Below are 16,361 nucleotides of genomic sequence, written 5' to 3'. Positions count from 1 at the left end.
GTGCACCGGACCATTGTCGCGCCACGGTGGAACCCATGACTACGACGACCCCGACGACCCCGACGCCCCCGATGACGCCGACGGCCCCAACAACCCCGACGCCCACCACGGCCTACGTACACGGCTATTCACCACAGGAAGCCCGCCGTCTAGGCGACCAGGCGGACACCCTGGCCGCCTTGCTGCACGCCGGTACGGCGTACCCGCCCGGCAGCCGGGTCCTGGAGGTCGGCTGTGGAGTGGGCGCCCAGACCGTGCACCTGGTCAGGAGCAGCCCGGGAGCGCGGATCGTCGCCGTCGACCGCTCCGAGGAGTCCCTGACCCAGGCCCGCGCATACGTCACGGAACAGGCCCCGGCCGCCGACGTGACCTGGCACCCCGCCGACCTCTTCCAACTCCCCTTTACCGACGCAGAGTTCGACCACATCTTCACCTGCTTCGTACTGGAACACCTACGGGACCCCGGCCGGGCACTGGCCGAACTCCGCCGCGTTCTGCGCCCCGGCGGCACCCTCACCGTGATCGAGGGCGACCACGGATCCGTGGTCTTCCACCCGGACAGCCGCCACGCCCATGAGGTGATCGGCCACCAGGTACGCCTACAGTCCGCGGCCGGCGGAAACGCCCTGCTCGGGCGGGAGTTGCAGCCGTTGCTCACCGACGCCGGCTTCACCGATGTCGTCGTCCGGCCGCGTACGGTCTACGCCGACGGGACCCGCCCCGCGCTGGTGGACGGCTTCACCCGCAAGACCTTTATCGCCATGATCGAGTCCGTACGCGACGATGCGATGACCGCCGGCCTGACGACTGCGGCCGACTGGGACCGCGGAATCGCCGATCTGCGGCGCGCGGCCGACGACGGCGGCACCTTCCACTACACGTTCTTCAAGGCCACGGCCGTCAATCCACAGCCTTGACGGCGGCGACGAACGACGCCCAGACCTCGGCCGGGAAGAGGAGCGCCGGGCCGTGCGGGTTCTTTGAGTCGCGGACGGGGACGCCGGAGGGGTGGTTGTCCAGGACCTCTATGCAGCTGCCGCCGTTGGCGTCGCTGTACGAGGACTTGCGCCAGCCGGTCAGCGTGGCCGCGTTCGAGATGATGCGCTCAGTCATGGTGTCCGAACTCCTCGTCCCTTACGGCGGCAACGAACGATGACCACGCGGCTGCCCGGAAGACGAGGGCGGGGCCGTGCGGGTTCTTGCTGTCGCGCACGGGGACGCCGACGGGGTAACCGTCGAGGACCTCTACGCAGCTGCCCGACTCGGCCCCGCTGTACGACGACTTACGCCAGCCGCTCAGGGTCGCAGACTCCGGGATGGTGTGCTCAGTCATGGTCTCCGTATTCCTTCGCTACCGCCCTCATGAGGGCGAGTGACTCCTTCAGCGGCAGTGCGTCGCCCAGTGCGAGATCGTAGGCGCCTTGGAGCCGATGGACCACGGTCGGCGAATCATGCAGTTTGCCAATGGACAGGCCTTCTGAGTAGGCCACTGGAGGCTGATCCTCGAACCACATCAGAGACAGCATCCCCTGCAGGAGGTGGTAAGGCCCAACGCCGAGCGGCAGCACATGCACACGCACACGTTCGGCCTCGACCAGGCCGACGACGTGCATGATCTGCTCTGCCATGACCTCTTGGCCGCCAACCGGGCGACGGAGCACCGACTCGTCCAGGAGCGCCCACACCACGGGCGTCACCGGGTCGGCGAGGATCTTTGAACGGTCCAGGCGTGTGACGACGTGCCGGTCACATTCCTCGTCGCCCCGAGGGGGAAAGGCGGTACGAATAACCGCACGCGCATACCCTCGCGTCTGAAAGATGCCAGGCACAAGAGACAACGCAAACTCACGGATCTCCGTTGCCTGTTGCTCAAGGTGACGCGCCGGTTCGAAGTAGTCGGCAATCGTCGAGTCATCCTGCGGCAGAAAGCTGCTCAACACATTCCCCGTGTTCAGAGCCTTGTCCAGCCTCCGCGCATCCTCCTTGGAAGGAATCCGCCGCCCCGCCTCGATATGCGCGATGTGCGAGCGGGTCATCACCGCCGCGTCGGCCAACCGCTGTTGTGTCAGTCCCGCCGCTTCTCGCTGCTCACGGAAGCGTGGTGGAGATACCCGCGGGGCTCCTACGTGACCTCATTCGGAGGGCCTTCGTGGCGTCTACTGAGGAGCGACCGGCATGGCGTCGAAGTCGTCGAAGAGGTAGGCGTAGACCTGCGCGAGGTACGCCCTCAGCTCCCGCTGGTCGGGAAATTTCACATAGGTCAGGGCGAACCACAGCTCCACCGTGAGCGGCTCGTTCGCCACGAGGTGCATCAGCCCTGCGCGAATCGTGTCCTGATAGTCGGTCCAGGCCAGGTCGAATGTCTCGCGGAGCATGCCGAGATCGTCGACCGCCTCGACGCCGAGCATCCCGGCGCAGAAATTCACCAAGCGACGGTCGACGCCGGGTACGTCCAGCCCCAGTTCGGCCAGCGAGACGGTTACGGGGTCGATTTCCTCATAACCGCCCGGGTACGGGTACAGCGTGGTGTTCCGCAGGTCGGCTTCGTTCTCCGGCCCGTCCTCGCTCTCCATTTCCTCGGCCGGGCGATAGACGCCGTAAATCAGGCCGCGCGTGGAGAAGTCCGCGTAGACATAGTTCACCTCGCCGGTGGGGCTGTACGGCTGCCGCGGGTCGACGGTGATTGCGGTGGCCTTTCCCAGACAGCCCTCCCCCTCTCCGTAAACGGCCTCGAACGGCAGAATCGGCGAGAGGTCGTGATTCTTCAGCGCCGCCTCACGAAGGGCATCGTCCGCCAGGACCATGGCCTCCTCGGAGTCGAAACGGCTCGCCCATGGACCGGTACGGTGCGGCAGCTCGTCGCGGATCGACATGGGGTGGGGACTCCGTCCTTGGGCATGCGGGTGGGGCGGGGTGGCGGGGGATCGTTTTCCGAACGGCCGTGATTCGCGCCGGGCGGTCGTTACGTCCAGTACTTCTCCGGCGGTGGCGCCTCCGGGTCCGGGGCTACCGGCGGTTCCTTGCGGTCGCCGTAGAAGTAGTCGCAGAGATCCTGCAGGTAAGCGTACAGACGGTCGTCCTCCCAGAACGACACGCCCGTCATCAGCGCCCACTCCGTCGAGTCGGCCGGCCGCTCGCGGAGCAGGTACTCCAAAGCCTCCCGCAGGTGCCGAGCGTACGGCGTATCTCGAACGACCTCCCCTTTATTTTTGCGAACTCGGACAACATTGACCCTCTCTCGGTCAATGTCATCAATGAATTCAACGTTGAGCGCAACCCTGAAGAAGGCGGCGACACCCCGATCCTCCACGAAGTGTGGGATATCTTCTGGGAAACTCATAGATTCCTGCCTCTCACCGGCTGCGGAAACATCGTCAACAGCCTGTGCCCGCCATTACCATCCGGCCGATAGACCGCCACTATCTTCGTATCCTGGAAGTCTACTGGCCTGTAGTTCACGCTGCCATCCGGATGAAATGGCTTGTTTCGATCTATAAAGAATCCGCGGAATCGCTCGTGGTGATTCTCGCCGGGCCCCCAAGCTTCATTGGGTGAGAACTCAACAGTGAGACCATTGGGCTTAGAGGGATCGATTTGAGTCCGCGCGTATTGGTCGGCATGCATGAATGCCTCGTCCTCGCCCTGGCGGAAGCCCGTGGAGAAGGCATCACACTTATGCTTCTTCGACGGGTTCTCCGCATCCATATAGAGATCATCGCCCTGAAGCCGCTCCTTGGCGTTCGGGCCATGGGCGGGGTCGACCTTGTTCTCGGTCTGGAGGTACCCGTCCTCGTTCCGGTGGAACCTCTGGTTGCCATGGGCGTCCTGCAGCGGATTTCCGTTACCGTCGCGGATCTTGCTGGGCGTGCCCAGTCTCTCCTTCAGCATGTCATCGGTCGGATCCAGGTGGCGCTGTGGTCCATGTCCCTGGCTACGGAGGTCGTCGACACGCTCGGCGACGCGCTCTCCGTGCTTGTCACGCAAGTCATCCTCGCCAAGCACCCGCTGACCGGGCTTCAGCTTAATGGCGTCCCGTTCATCCTGATGCCGCCGCAGGTTCTTGCGTATCGCTTCCTCAGCGTCGTCGATGTTCTTCTTGGTGATATCCAGGCCGTGCCCGATCGACCGGTGACCCCTGGCCATGGCCTTGGACATATCCGTGATCATGGAATCAATGATCGGGCGGACAGCCTTCTGCAAAATCATCCCGAATTTGCCCTTACCGAGCAGCCGGCCGCGCGTTTTGGAGTCCAGATTGCTGCTGTGGCTCTCCACCCGCTTCGCATGCCCGTGGGCTTCCTTGGCCGCCTTCGCCAAGTTATCAGGGTGTGCCTTGAATCCCTTGCTCACGCGGCACCCCCCGCCGCGCCCAGCGCAGCATCAACGCCCTTGAAAACAAGGCCGGAGACGGCTTTTTCGATCTCGGCCTGGAAGGGCTCGATCGCCATGGAGACGAGTTCGGCGATGAGAATTTCCTCGATCTCCTGGATGACGGCCCTAATGATGCGTTTGCCGATCTCGATAGCTGCCGCCTCGGCGGCTGCGGCAATACCGAGCGTCGCCACCGTTGCGGCGGCTGCCGCTGCCATCTCGACTGCGGTGATGACCAGTTGGGCGATGACTACGCCTTTGGCCAAGACCACGCCGGTGGCCGCGACCTCCAGTGCCGTGGCCAAGACTTCGCAGCAGTTGGTCAGGGTCGTCAGGTGCTCGCCGGAAGCCTTGTCCCACCGGCTGAGCAAGGCATCGTAGGACGCGCCCTCGTACGCGCCCGCAAGCCCCTTCAGGACGGAGTCCATCCCGTTGTGGGACTCCGACAGTCCCTGGCCGAACTCCCGCACATGCCCGGCCCACGCGCGCAGTTCGTCCTCGTCGATGTCGGGCCACTCCAGGCCCATCAACTCCATGATCCAGACGACTTCACCAGGCAGCTCGATCGACACCGCCAGCCTCCCCCTTGGCTCCCCGCTCCCCCAACACCGTGTCTACGGACGATTTATGTGGCAGCACGGTTCCACACCGTGATGGAAATCGATCAGGTTCAACACGGCCGCCCGCCGACCTTCGCCTTAGTACTCCAGTGAGAATTCGTGTCCTGTGCTGGTTCTTCTTCGGTAGTGGCGACGGCGGGCGGTGGCTTGGTGGTGTCTGCGCCAGCGGGACCAGTTCAGTGCGTGGAGTCGTCTGTCCTGGTGGGGTCTGGGTGGGGAAGGCATGTGTCCAGCAGGTGCCGGATCTCTGCCACGGTGAGGGGACGAGGCTGGTGATGTCGTTTCTGCAGCCCCCTTTGCAGTGTCCTGGGGCTGGGCCGCAAGGACGGCCAAGAAGGCATGGGCGAGCATGGCCAGGGTGACGTGCCGGTACCAGCCCATGTAGCGGCGGACCTCGTATTCGTCCAGGCCGTACTCGTTCTTAGCTGCCTGGAACACACTTCGACGGCCCATCGTGAGCCGGCGACCCGGGCCAGCACGCTCACGTCCGCATCGACGGGTGCGTAAGCAAGGTAGTAGGCGAGCTCGCCTGGTTCGGACGGGCTGCGGCGGGCCAGGATCCAGCGGTGATGGGTCGGCGGGGCCGGGTCGAAGACAAGGTTGGCGGGCGGCTTGGCCGCCGCCCAGTCGTAGACGCGTGGGCCCTTGGCGCCGTTGCCGCACGAGAGGGTCTGCCAGGCGCCGGACGGGGCCTCGTCGATGAGGCGGTCGATGCGCCAGGCGCCGGCCAGGGACTTGATCTGCTAGGACTTGGGGACGGCCACCACGTAGCTGAGGTTGTGCTGTTCGAGCAGGCGGCGAAAGGATCAGTCCTGCCCGTAGGCCTCGTCCGCGGTCACTCAGGCCGCTGGAAAACCGGCCGCCAGGCAGCGGCGGACCATGCTTTGGCCGGCTCACCCTTGGTGGCAAAACCCCGCTCGTCGGGGACTTTGACCTCCCGGCACCGCTCACGGTCCTTTGTCCAGGGCTTGGGCAGGTAGAGCTCGCGGCCGGCCAAGGCACGGCCGCGGGCGGTGGTGTAGGCGGCGAACACCCCGATCTGGCAGTTGTCGATCTTCCCGGAGGTGCCGGTGTACTGCCTCGACACCCCGGCCGACGTGCTGCCCTTCTTGATGAAGCCGGTGTCATCGACTATCCGCACCGGCGCCAGCAGGCCCCGCACATAGTCCCGCATCCGCCATCGCAGATCCGCCCGCCCGAACCGGCCCGCCACCCGCGCGAACACCGACTCCAACTCCCCAGCCCAGCACCTGACTTCAGCCCTCCCCACCATGACCGAACAACGACAACAACCAGCTCAGGACACGAATTCTCACTGGAGTACCCGAGCTGGTGCGTGTCCCGGTCACAGGTGTGTGTGAGGTGCGCTCAGTGCGAGCGCCGGCGCCTACCGGCGGTCCGGAGCCGAGACCGGCCCCGGACCGCCGAACCCTCCCGTCAGACCGAGGTCCGCTCCACGGGAATCCACAGCTCCGTGGCTGCCTCCGTCCAGTCCTCCGACGGCCGGGTGCGCAGGATCTCCGGCCCCGGCCGGCTCGCGTACGGGTTGGAGGGGAACCACTGGGTGTACACGTCCCGCCACAGGTTCTGGAGCTGCTGCGGGAAGGGCCCGTCGTTCTCGAAGACGGCCCAGGTGCCCGCGGGGACGACCCGGACGTCAAAGCCCTCGGGGGCCTCGGTGCCGGTCACCACCGCGTGGTAGTAGTCGAGTTCGGTGCCTTCCTCGCGGCTGTCGGAGAGGTGCTCGGTCACCGAGACGATCCCCTCCGGCTCCTGGTCGGACAGGCTCGCTATGCGCTGCACGGTCTCCTCTCCGAGGCTCTCGATGAACGCGACGATCTCCGGGTTCACCCCCTCGTGGAGGAGGGGGACTCGGGTCTTCTTGCCGACAACGCGGAACTCCGGCTTCTCCACCACCCGGTACTGCATGGTGGTGCTCCCTTCGATGATGAGTCGGAAGGACATCCGTGGCTGGGAGTGCAGGGCGGCACCGGTGCGCCGGGCCTCGCCCGGGCCGATGCCGTGCACGGCACGGAACGCACGCGCGAACGCCTCCCCCGACGTGTAGCCGTAGCGCACCGCGACATCCAGCAGCGTCCGTTCGCCGGCCAGCACCTCGGCGCCCGCGACGGTCAGCCGCCTGCGCCGGATGTACTCCGACAGCGGGAGCCCCGCCAGCGCGGAGAACATCCGGCGGAAGTGGTACTCCGACGTCACCGCGATCCGCGCCAGCTCGGCCGTCTCGATCCGCTGATCGAGACGGCGCTCGATGTGCTCCATGGCCTGGTTGAGCTGCTCCAGCACCCCCGGCCTCCTTCCGTTTCTGACTCGACAACCGTAGGAAGGAGCCACCCTGCCGGACCCGACATCCTGTGCCCGCTTCGGTCGGGTACGGCAGGTCACCGCTCAGACAGCCGCCCCCACCACCTCCCGGGCGATGATCAGTCGCATGATCTCGTTCGTGCCCTCCAGGATCTGGTGGACGCGGAGATCCCGGACGATCTTCTCCAGGCCGTACTCGGCGAGGTAGCCGTAGCCGCCGTGCAGCTGGAGGGCCTGGTTGGCGACGTGGAAGCCGGCGTCGGTGACGAAGCGCTTGGCCATCGCGCAGAGTTCGACGGCGCGTTTGTCGCCGGCGTCCAGGGCGGAAGCGGCCTGCCAGAGCATGGTCTTGGCGGCCTCCAACTCCGTTGCCATATCGGCCAGTTGGAATTGCAGGGCCTGGCGGCTGACCAGCTTTTCGCCGAACGCCTCGCGCTCGTTGAGATAGCTGAGGCTGCGGTCGAGGGCGGTGCGGGCCCCGCCCAGTGAGCAGGCGGCGATGTTCAGCCGGCCGCCGTTGAGGCCGTGCATCGCGATCCGGAAACCCTCGCCCTCCTGGCCGAGGCGGTTGGCGACCGGGACGCGTACCTCGTCGAAGATCACCTGCCGGGTGGGCTGCGCGTTCCAGCCCATCTTGCGTTCGTTCGGGCCGAAGGACAGGCCCGGGGTGTCCTTGTCGATGAGGAGGGCGGAGATGCCCCGGGATCCGGCCTCGTGGGTACGCACCATCACCAGGTAGACCTGGGAGGACGCGGCGCCGGAGATGAACTGCTTGACGCCGGTGACGACATAGCTGTCACCGTCCCGTACGGCGCGGGTGCGCAGCGCGGCGGCGTCCGATCCGGCCTCGGGCTCGGTGAGGCAGTAGCTGGCCAGGTGCTCCATGGAGCACAGCAGCGGAAGCCACTGGTCGCGCTGGGCGGGGGTGCCGTAGGTGTCGACCATCCAGGCGACCATGTTGTGGATGGAGATATACGCCGAGATGGTCGGACAGCCGTAGGCGAGTGCTTCGAAGATGAGGGCGGAGTCCATCCGGCTGAGACCCGAGCCGCCGGATTCCGTACGGACGTTGACGCCGCCCATGCCTATCTCGGCGGCCTTGCGGAGCACGTCGACGGGGAAGTGCTTGTCGCGGTCCCAATCCACGGCGTTGGGCGCGAGGTATTCGTCGGCGAAGTCCCGCGCCGCCCGCTGTATGGCCCGCTGGTCGTCGGTCAGGGTGTACACGCCGTCAGCTCCTTTGTGCGGGGGTGGAGGAAGGGGCCGGGACGGCCAGGGCGGGGCCCAGCGCCTCGGAGAGTCCGAGGTCCGCGAGGAGGGTCTGCAGCGGGCCGGTGTCCCGGGGCGCGGCCGGACGGTTCGCGGCCGCTTCGCGCAGCTCGTCCGCGGTGACGTCCATCCCGCCGGTGCGCGCCACGCCGACCCAGGGGTCGAAGTCGGGCGCCCGGAACGCGTCCAGGCCCTGGACCAAGGCGTCCTTGAACAACTCCCTTTCTTCGACCGACAGTTCGCCGTAGAGGGAGACCGCGAGTTCGCGGAAGACGACGGCGTGGCCGCTCTCGTCGCGGCGGTGCATGTCGACGGTGATCCGGTTCATCGGCTGGATGCCGAACTCGGTGGAGATGGTGGAGAGGAAGGCGTTGATGGTGGTCTCCGCGGCCAGCGCGAAGGCGATCTCCACCAGGTCGCGGGCCGTTCCGGTCAGTTCGCGGCGGCGCTCCTGAAGGGCGCGCACCACCGACCAGGCCTGCGGGTCGAACGTGAGGTCCGTCAGCTCGCGGCGGCGCCGGGTGACCGAGGCCGCGTTCTGGCACATCAGGATGTGGTAGTGCTCGTCGATGATCGTCTGGTGCAGGGCGGCGACGGCGGCCTCGTCCTTCCGTACCGGGATGCGCTCCTGGAGCATCAACCGGCAGGCGGGCAGGATGATCTCGTCCTCGATCGCGGTGGTCTTGGCGTTGTAGGCGATCCAGGAGGCAGAGAGGATCCGGCGCTGCCCTTCGGTGTCCGGCGGCGGGCTGCCGGGGAGGGTGAGGAGTGGGACCAAGTGCTCCGGGAAGTCCGGGAGTTCGGGGTCGAAGTGGCCGTCCAGGTCGAGTTCGTCCTTCTTGACGGCGACCCGTTTGCCCCAGCGCTTGGTGAGCTGGAGCAGCAGATCGCGTTCGAAGGCGGGCGGCGTGTGAGGTCTGCTAACGGGCGTGGCGGGCATGGTCGGACGTCCTTGTGGAGAGGGCGGAGGGGGCGGGCTGCGCCAGACGGCCCAGATGGCCGCGCCAGCGCGGAGCGCGGACCGCCGGCCCCGCGCTGACCTGCAGATTTGTCCATTGCGTCACGGGGCGGATGCCATGCAGCGCGTTGACGGCCCAGACTTCGAGCCCGTCGAGTTCGCGGGGCGTGGGGGTCTCGTAGGCGATACGGACGCCCTGGGCGGCGGCGATGCCGAGGAGCAGTTCGCGGGTGACGGAGGCGAGCCGGCGGGGCGTGGCGGGCGGGGTGCACAAGGTGTCGCCGCGCCACCACAGGAGGCTGGTCGTCGAGCCCTCCACGATCCGGCCGGCGCCGTCGAGCAGCAGCGCCTCGTCCGCGCCGGCCGCCAGGGCCCGGTCGCGCAGTGCGCCGAGCCGGCCGAGGTCGACGCCCTTGAGGTCGGGGCGGGTGCGGCGGTCGGGGCCGTCGGCGGCCCACAGCCGTACACTCTCGCCGAGCGTGGGCGCCGGTCGTATCCATAAGTGGAGCGCTAACTCGCCTTCGGTCGTGGCCAGTTCGACTCTGGGGAACCAGGCGCCCGTGGTCGGGACCCGGGCCGCCGCCGCCCGGAAGAACGTCGCGACCTGCGGTTCCGGCGGTCCGCCGAGCGCCTGGCAGGCGGCGGCGAACCGTCGGATGTGCAGCGGCAGCCCGCGGACCGTGCCGTCGGTGCCGAGCCAGGAGTCGAGGGCATGGACGGTGTCGGGCGACTCGGCGGGGCGCAGGGCGCCTTCGGGGTCGTCCCAGCGCAGTCGCTGGTTCACCGGCCGGCCTGCCAGGCGCGCAGCGGGGCGGTGGCCTTGAGGAGCATCTCCTCGTACTCGTCCTGGGGGTCGGAGTCGAGGACGATCGCGCCGCCCGCGCCGATGGTCAGCTCGTCGCCCTTGCGGACCGCGGTGCGGATGACGATGTTGAGGTCGGTGCCGCCGGACAGGCCGAAGTAGCCGAGCGAGCCGGAGTAGATGCCGCGCGCCTCGGTTTCCAGACGGTCGATGATCTCCATGGTGCGGAGCTTGGGCGCACCGGTCATCGAGCCGCCGGGGAAGCAGTGGCGTACGCAGTCCACGGCGCTGACCGAGGGGGTCAGCCGGCCCTGGATGGTGGAGACGAGCTGGTGGACGGTGGCGTAGGACTCGACGGCCATATAGCGGTCGACCTTGACGCTGCCGATCTCGCAGACCTGGCCGAGGTCGTTGCGCAGCAGGTCCACGATCATCAGGTTCTCGGCCTGTGTCTTGGCGCTGGCGGCCAGTTCGTCGGCGAGTGCCCGGTCGCGTACGGGGTCGGGGTCGCGGGGCGCGGTGCCCTTGATCGGCTTGCTCTCGACCGTGCCGGCGCGGTCGATGCGCAGGAACCGTTCGGGCGAGGAGCTGAAGACGGTGGTGTCGCCGAGGCGCAGCAGTGCGGCGTACGGGGCGGGGTTGGCGCGGCGCAGCCGGCGGTAGAACGCCAGGTCGTCGTCGGCGAACGGCAGCCGCAGCTTGTTGGTCACACAGACCTCGTAGCTCTCGCCCCGGACCAGCTGGCGGTTGCACTCCTCGATGTCGGCCTTGTAGCGGTCCCGGTCCCGGATGAGGAAGGGGGTGGCGTCGGGTGCCTGGGCGGGCGGCTGCCAGGTGCGCAGCGCCTCGTCGTCGGGGAGCGGTTCCAGGGCGGCGAGGCGTTCCGCGGTGGCCTCCACCCACTCCTTGGCGCCGATGGTCTCCTGCTCGTCGTCGGTGTGCACCGCGATCACATAGGTGCGGTCCTCCAGGTGGTCGACCGCGATCAGCCGGTCGGCGAACATCCACGCGGCGTCCGGGGTGTCCGCGGTGTGCCGCTTGGCCGCTCCGCAGTCGGCCTTCAGCTCGTAGCCGAAGTAGCCGACATAGCCTCCGGTGAGGTCGAAGGGCAGGTCGGGGGCGTCGAGGCGGCGCTGTCTGAGGCGGGCGTCGAGGACCTCGAAGATGGAGCCGCTCTCCAGGCGGAGCCCCTTCGCGTCCTGGATCTTCACCGCGCCGGCGGACAGCCGGTAGGTGAGGACCTCGCTCAGCGGGCCGGTGGCGTCGCCGAGGAACGAGAAGCGGGACAGGCCCTCCTCGACGCGGCTGCTGTCGAGCCAGAAGCAGTGCGAGGACCGGTCGTAGAGGGTGGTGAAGGCGGCTTCGGTGTCGACGGCCCGTGGCAGCACGGTGGTGATCAGCTGGTAGGCGGGCTCGTCGGCCGGTCGCCGGACGGGGCGGGCGGGCCGGGACGTACGGGCGGTGTGCCGGGCCTCGTCGCGGGCCCCGTGGGTGAGGTCGCGGAAGTTCGTCAGGATCTCGCGGCCGTATTCGGAGGCGATCGACTCGGGGTGGAACTGCACACCCCAGCGGGGAAGTTCACGGTGCCGCAGCGCCATGATCACGCCGTCGTCGGCGCGGGCGGTGACCTCCAGTTCCGGCGGCAGCGGTTCCTCGACGCACAGGGAGTGGTAGCGCACGGCGGTGAATTCCGCGGGTATGCCGGCGAAGAGGGCGTCGCCGTCGTGGGTGACGCGGGCGAGGTGGCCGTGGCGGGGGCGGGGGGCCGGGACCACGGCGGCGCCGGCGGCGTGGGCGATGGCCTGGTGGCCGAGGCAGACGCCGAGCACCGGCAGATCGGTGTGGCGCAGCAGGTCGGGAACATGGCCGAGATCGCGCGATTCCTGCGGGCGGCCGGGGCCCGGGGAGATGACGATGTTGTCGAAACCGCCCTGTCTGAGGGTTTTGAGCATCGGGGTGTCGTTGGTGACGACGACCGGGTCGACGCCGTTGACCTCGGCTATGAGCTGGAAGAGGTTGAAGGTGTAGGAATCGTGGTTGTCGACGAGCAGTGTGCGCATGGATGGACTCCTTGGGGTCTCGGGGGCATTCACACGAGTTGCACGACGGCGCGTACAGTGACCAATTCCTCTTCCTGCGGGGATACCGCGGTCAATTCCACCACGACCCGCCGGTCCGCCAGTTTCTCGGTGACGGTTCCGTGGATGCGGTAGCGGGCCCCCTCTCCGTCGTCCGGTATCAGCACCGGCCGGTGGAAACGGGCGTGCTGTGCCACGACGGTGCCGGGATCGCCGGTCCATTCGTGAATCAGGCTGAGCGCCTTGGCCTCGGTCAGTGGTCCGTGGGCGACGATATGATCCATGCCCACGGAACGGGCGACGCGCGGATTCCAGTGGACGCCGGCAAAGTCGAGCGTGGCGCCGCAGTACATGATTTCGTTGACCGCCAGCAGCTGGAATTCGCGGGGAGCCAGCTGCATTCCGACGGGGACGGTGTCGTAGTCGACCTGAGCAGTCATGGCCATTACTCCTTCGGGGCGGCGGAGCCGCGGGAAATCATCTGGTCGACGACGGTGCAGACGGGAGCCCCGTCTTCGGACGTGACCTGGTGTTCCATCTCGAAGAGTTCATGCCGTCCGATATCGCGGATATCGCGGACGGTGGTGGCGAACCACAGCCGGTCGCCGGCGTGGATCGGGCGGTGGTGCGTGACGCGCTGGTCGCCGAGGACACAGACCGGGTCCTTCTGCTTGCCGAACTCCGGTTCGAACATGGGCCAGTTGCCCATACGGAACCAGAGTGCGGTACAGAAGGAGGGCGGTGCGATGACGGTCCGGTAGCCATGTTTTCTGGCGGCTTCTTCGTCCAGGTAGACGGGGTGCATCTCACCGATTGCGACGGTGAAGTCCCGTAGTTTTTCCCGGCTCACCTCATAGATTTCGGCGGCTCGCCAGGTACGTCCGATGAATTCTCGGTTCAAGGGCATGTTGGGATTCCCCTCCGTATCTCAACACTGATTCCCTCGAAGGGCGCAGGCGTCCGCGACCCGTCAGTCATGGCAGGCCACAGTGACCGGACGCATGACGGTGCGGTCGGACACCATCAGACGCCTACGGTGGTGCGCTTCAAGGGAAAGGAACCGTCATCTGGCGCAAACAGCGGATGAGAGAAAGCACACTGGGCGCCGGACGGCTGAAAGAAAGGTGAACGACAGACTTCGCTAATGCCCCGTCAAGGCAGTCGAATACGCAATGCCATACCCCCGGTTTGTCTTCTTTCGCGCCCTTGGTCGGCCATGGGCTGCGTGCCGCCAATAGAAGAGGGCTGGCTATCAGCCAGTCAAGCAAACGTGACGTAGGTCACTGTGCACCCATCGGTTTTGGGAATTCGTTGAGAATTTTATGACCTACGGATCGGCACGGGGCCGCTACGCTCACGCGCGCGAAGCGGTCAACTCATCTGCCACATCAGCCACTTCGGCCGCATCCGGAATCTCGCCGGTCGCACACCGCTGCAACGCCGGCAGCTTCCGCGTCGTCTCCGCATCGGCCGGCATACACGCGAACAGCTTGACGCCGGGCGCATCCAGCGCCGCCAGCTTCACATAATCGAAGGTCAGCGCCCCGACCCAGGGATGGCTGAACTGCCGCCGGTTGCTGCCGAAGTCCGCGATGTCATGCGCCTCCCAGCACGCACGGAACTCCGCGCTCGCCTCCCGCAGCCCGCCCGTGAGCTGCTCATAGCGCGGATCACCGAACCGCTGCTGGTCATCCGCCCGGAACTGGGCCACGAGATTCTGCGCCTGGCCCTCCCAGTCGACCATCAGCGCGCGCATGGCCGGATCCATGAACACCAGCCACAGCAGGTTGCGTTCGGCCGGCTCCAGCTGCCCCGGGTCACCGATCAGCCCCGCCTCGGCGCGGTTCCAGCCCACCATGTCCCAGTTGGCGTCGAGCAGATACGCCGGATGCGGTTCGAGCGCGTCCACCAGCCGCTGTAGTGCGGGCCCCGGCCCACGGCCCGGCGGCTGCTCCGGCAACGGCACGCCGGCCAGCGCGAACAGATGCCGGCGCTCGATCGAACTGAGCATCAGGGCGCGCGCCAGGCTCGTCAGGACCTGCCGGCTGACGGTGATGTCGCGGGCCTGCTCCAGCCACGTGTACCAGGTCACGCTGACCCCGGAGAGCTGGGCGACCTCTTCGCGCCGCAGCCCCGGGGTGCGCCGCCGGGGGCCGGCAAGGATGCCCGCCTCCTGGGGCGTGAGCCGCTCCCGTCGCGAACGCAGGAACTCCGCGAGACATTGCCGCCGTTGCTGGTCAGCCATCGGTACTCCCGTTCGCCGCGGTCCGCGGGTGCCGGCCGGGTCACCGGCCTACGCACGTATATATGGGCGTAGCACGTATATGGGGGTAGTGGGAACACCAGCATAATCGGTCTCTGTATGTCCGGCCGGAGCTGACCGACTCTTTCCCCATGACCCAGACCCAACCCTCAGGTGCCGCCGGGCGGCAGTCCGCGCCGGCGCGGCCGGAGGCGCCATCGGCCGACCCGCAGTCCGGCGCGGCCGGATCCGCGGCGCCGTGGCGGGCCCTGACCATCGTGTTGGTCGGGGCATTCATGGCTATTCTCGACACGTTCATCGTGCTGGTCGCCGCCCCCGCCATCCAGGCCGATCTGCACTCCACCGCCGCCGATATCCAGCTCATCCTGGCGGGCTATCAGCTCACCTACGCCATCGCCCTGATCACCGGCGCGCGCCTCGGCGACCGCTTCGGCCGCAAGCGGCTGTTCATGATCGGGATGACGCTGTTCACGCTGTCCTCCGTGGGCTGTGCGCTCGCGCCCGACTCCGGCAGCCTGATCGCCGCGCGACTGGTCCAGGGCCTCAGCGCGGCCGCGATGTTCCCGCAGGTCTTCGCGATGATCCAGGTGCTGATCCCGGCCGAGAAGCGCCCCAAGGCGTTCGGTGCGCTGGGCGCGGTCATCGGAATGTCCACGATCATCGGCCAGTTGCTCGGCGGCGTGCTGATCTCGGCCGATCTCTTCGGCTCCTCGTGGCGGCCGGTCTTCTGGGTCAATGTGCCCGTCGGTCTGGTGACGCTGTTGCTCGCCTCACTGTTCGTGCCCGAGACACGGGCGCCGGAGGCCCGGCGGCTCGATCTGCCCGGCGCGGTCGTGCTGACCGTGGCGCTCTTTCTGCTGGTCGTGCCGCTGGTCGAGGGCCGGTCGTACGGCTGGCCGCTGTGGACCTGGCTCAGCCTGGCCGGCAGTGTGCTGGCGTTCGCCGCGTTCGGAGCGGTGGAGCGGCGGGTGGATGCCGCGGGCGGCGCCCCGCTGGTCCAGCTGAGGCTGCTGCGCGAGCGCCCGTTCGCGGTCGGTATGACCCTGGTCGTCCTCGCGTACGCGGGGATCAACTCCTTCTTCCTCATCCTGTCGCTGACGCTTCAGGACGGGCTGGGGATGGACGCGCTCGGCGCCGGCCTGGTCTACACACCGCTCGCGGTCGCGTTCTTCGCCGCCAGCCTCACCGCCGGCCGGCTCGCCCGCTTCGGGCGACGGGTGCTCCAGCTTGGTGGCCTGATCGGCGGCCTGGGCTTCATCGGCACCATCGTGCTGGTCGTCAACGCCGGTTCCTCGCTGACCGCCTGGGAGCTGGCGCCGACCCTGATCCTGGTCGGCGCGGGCAACGGTCTGCTGGTCACCCCGCTGCTGAACGCGGTGCTCGCCAACGTCGGGCCCAAGGAAGTGGGGATGGCGTCCGGCGTGCTGTCCACCGGCCAGCAGATCGGCGGCGCGGTCGGCGTGGCGATCGTCGGTGTCCTCTACTACAGCGCGCTCGGTGGCGCCGCGCACAACGACACCGGCGCCTACGGGCATGCGCTGACGACCGCGGTGGTCTTCAACGTCGTGCTGGCCGCGCTGATCTCGGCGCTGCTGCCGGTCCTGCCGGACACCGCCGCGCGCCGTAAGTAGCAGCCCTGCCCCCTGCTCCGGTCCTTCCGCGCACCCCCGGCGCGGAA

16 protein-coding genes and 2 pseudogenes are annotated in these 16,361 nt (G+C 67.7%); 2 read left to right on the top strand and 16 right to left on the bottom strand.

Translation table 11 applies throughout. From position 1 onward, the window contains the following. Window positions 1–35 precede the first annotated feature (35 nt). Window positions 36–917, top strand: coding sequence for a methyltransferase domain-containing protein (locus KI385_RS24425; protein ID WP_238574264.1), 882 nt, complete (start codon window positions 36–38; stop codon window positions 915–917). Here KI385_RS24425 and KI385_RS24420 read toward each other — a convergent pair. The 16 genes and pseudogenes from KI385_RS24420 to KI385_RS24345 form a co-directional block, all read right to left on the bottom strand. Further along, window positions 901–1,113: a DUF397 domain-containing protein gene (locus KI385_RS24420; protein WP_238574263.1), complete on the bottom strand. Its 213-nt coding sequence runs from the start codon at window positions 1,111–1,113 to the stop codon at window positions 901–903. The two genes, KI385_RS24425 and KI385_RS24420, sit on opposite strands and share 17 nt — an antisense overlap. Beyond that, complete coding sequence (locus tag KI385_RS24415; protein ID WP_238574262.1) at window positions 1,106–1,333, bottom strand: DUF397 domain-containing protein; 228 nt, start codon at window positions 1,331–1,333, stop codon at window positions 1,106–1,108. The genes KI385_RS24420 and KI385_RS24415 overlap by 8 nt, the downstream gene beginning before the upstream one ends. Further along, window positions 1,326–2,093: pseudogene (locus tag KI385_RS24410) on the bottom strand (helix-turn-helix domain-containing protein); the annotation flags it as partial. The pseudogene KI385_RS24410 and the gene KI385_RS24415, both read right to left, overlap by 8 nt. Window positions 2,094–2,156: 63 nt before the next feature. Then, on the bottom strand, window positions 2,157–2,873 hold the full coding sequence (locus tag KI385_RS24405; RefSeq protein ID WP_238574260.1) for a hypothetical protein: 717 nt from the start codon (window positions 2,871–2,873) through the stop codon (window positions 2,157–2,159). Between the two features lie 89 nt (window positions 2,874–2,962). Further along, window positions 2,963–3,310: a hypothetical protein gene (locus KI385_RS24400; RefSeq protein WP_238574259.1), complete on the bottom strand. Its 348-nt coding sequence runs from the start codon at window positions 3,308–3,310 to the stop codon at window positions 2,963–2,965. Between the two features lie 26 nt (window positions 3,311–3,336). Then, entirely contained in the window at window positions 3,337–4,350 is a 1,014-nt protein-coding gene (locus tag KI385_RS24395) for a hypothetical protein (RefSeq protein WP_238574258.1), read from the bottom strand. Then, the gene (locus tag KI385_RS24390) at window positions 4,347–4,943 is read right to left on the bottom strand and encodes a WXG100 family type VII secretion target (protein WP_238574257.1); all 597 of its coding nucleotides are present in this window, start codon (window positions 4,941–4,943) and stop codon (window positions 4,347–4,349) included. The genes KI385_RS24395 and KI385_RS24390 overlap by 4 nt, the downstream gene beginning before the upstream one ends. 330 nt (window positions 4,944–5,273) lie before the next feature. After that, window positions 5,274–6,264, bottom strand: a pseudogene (locus KI385_RS24385) (IS701 family transposase); the annotation flags it as partial. Between the two features lie 164 nt (window positions 6,265–6,428). Further along, window positions 6,429–7,295: an AraC family transcriptional regulator gene (locus tag KI385_RS24380; RefSeq protein ID WP_238574256.1), complete on the bottom strand. Its 867-nt coding sequence runs from the start codon at window positions 7,293–7,295 to the stop codon at window positions 6,429–6,431. 102 nt (window positions 7,296–7,397) lie between these two features. Then, window positions 7,398–8,540 (bottom strand): acyl-CoA dehydrogenase family protein, encoded by a 1,143-nt coding sequence (locus KI385_RS24375; RefSeq protein ID WP_238574255.1) that lies wholly within the window; start codon window positions 8,538–8,540, stop codon window positions 7,398–7,400. A 4-nt stretch (window positions 8,541–8,544) separates the two neighbouring features. After that, on the bottom strand, window positions 8,545–9,522 hold the full coding sequence (locus tag KI385_RS24370; protein ID WP_238574254.1) for a diiron oxygenase: 978 nt from the start codon (window positions 9,520–9,522) through the stop codon (window positions 8,545–8,547). Next, window positions 9,503–10,324 carry an aminotransferase class IV gene (locus KI385_RS24365; protein ID WP_238574253.1) on the bottom strand — a complete coding sequence of 274 codons (822 nt, stop codon included), beginning with the start codon at window positions 10,322–10,324 and terminating at the stop codon, window positions 9,503–9,505. The genes KI385_RS24370 and KI385_RS24365 overlap by 20 nt, the downstream gene beginning before the upstream one ends. Next, complete coding sequence (pabB, locus tag KI385_RS24360; protein WP_238574252.1) at window positions 10,321–12,402, bottom strand: aminodeoxychorismate synthase component I; 2,082 nt, start codon at window positions 12,400–12,402, stop codon at window positions 10,321–10,323. The genes KI385_RS24365 and pabB overlap by 4 nt, the downstream gene beginning before the upstream one ends. Before the next feature lie 29 nt (window positions 12,403–12,431). Further along, a complete protein-coding gene (locus tag KI385_RS24355) occupies window positions 12,432–12,860 on the bottom strand; it encodes a MaoC/PaaZ C-terminal domain-containing protein (protein ID WP_181924075.1) in 429 nt (142 codons plus the stop codon). Between the two features lie 5 nt (window positions 12,861–12,865). Next, on the bottom strand, window positions 12,866–13,327 hold the full coding sequence (locus tag KI385_RS24350) for an FAS1-like dehydratase domain-containing protein (RefSeq protein WP_238574251.1): 462 nt from the start codon (window positions 13,325–13,327) through the stop codon (window positions 12,866–12,868). A gap of 447 nt (window positions 13,328–13,774) precedes the next feature. Further along, window positions 13,775–14,665: a helix-turn-helix transcriptional regulator gene (locus KI385_RS24345; protein WP_238574250.1), complete on the bottom strand. Its 891-nt coding sequence runs from the start codon at window positions 14,663–14,665 to the stop codon at window positions 13,775–13,777. 149 nt (window positions 14,666–14,814) lie between these two features. Here KI385_RS24345 and KI385_RS24340 point away from each other — a divergent pair, with 149 nt between their 5' ends. Further along, window positions 14,815–16,314: an MFS transporter gene (locus KI385_RS24340; protein ID WP_238574249.1), complete on the top strand. Its 1,500-nt coding sequence runs from the start codon at window positions 14,815–14,817 to the stop codon at window positions 16,312–16,314. Window positions 16,315–16,361 lie beyond the last annotated feature (47 nt).

The organism is Streptomyces inhibens, from assembly GCF_022221585.1.
In the GTDB taxonomy this organism is placed as follows: Bacteria; Actinomycetota; Actinomycetes; order Streptomycetales; family Streptomycetaceae; genus Streptomyces; species Streptomyces inhibens.
The sequence above is the reverse complement of the archived record's forward strand: the minus strand, read 5'-3'. Positions and strand labels throughout refer to the sequence as shown.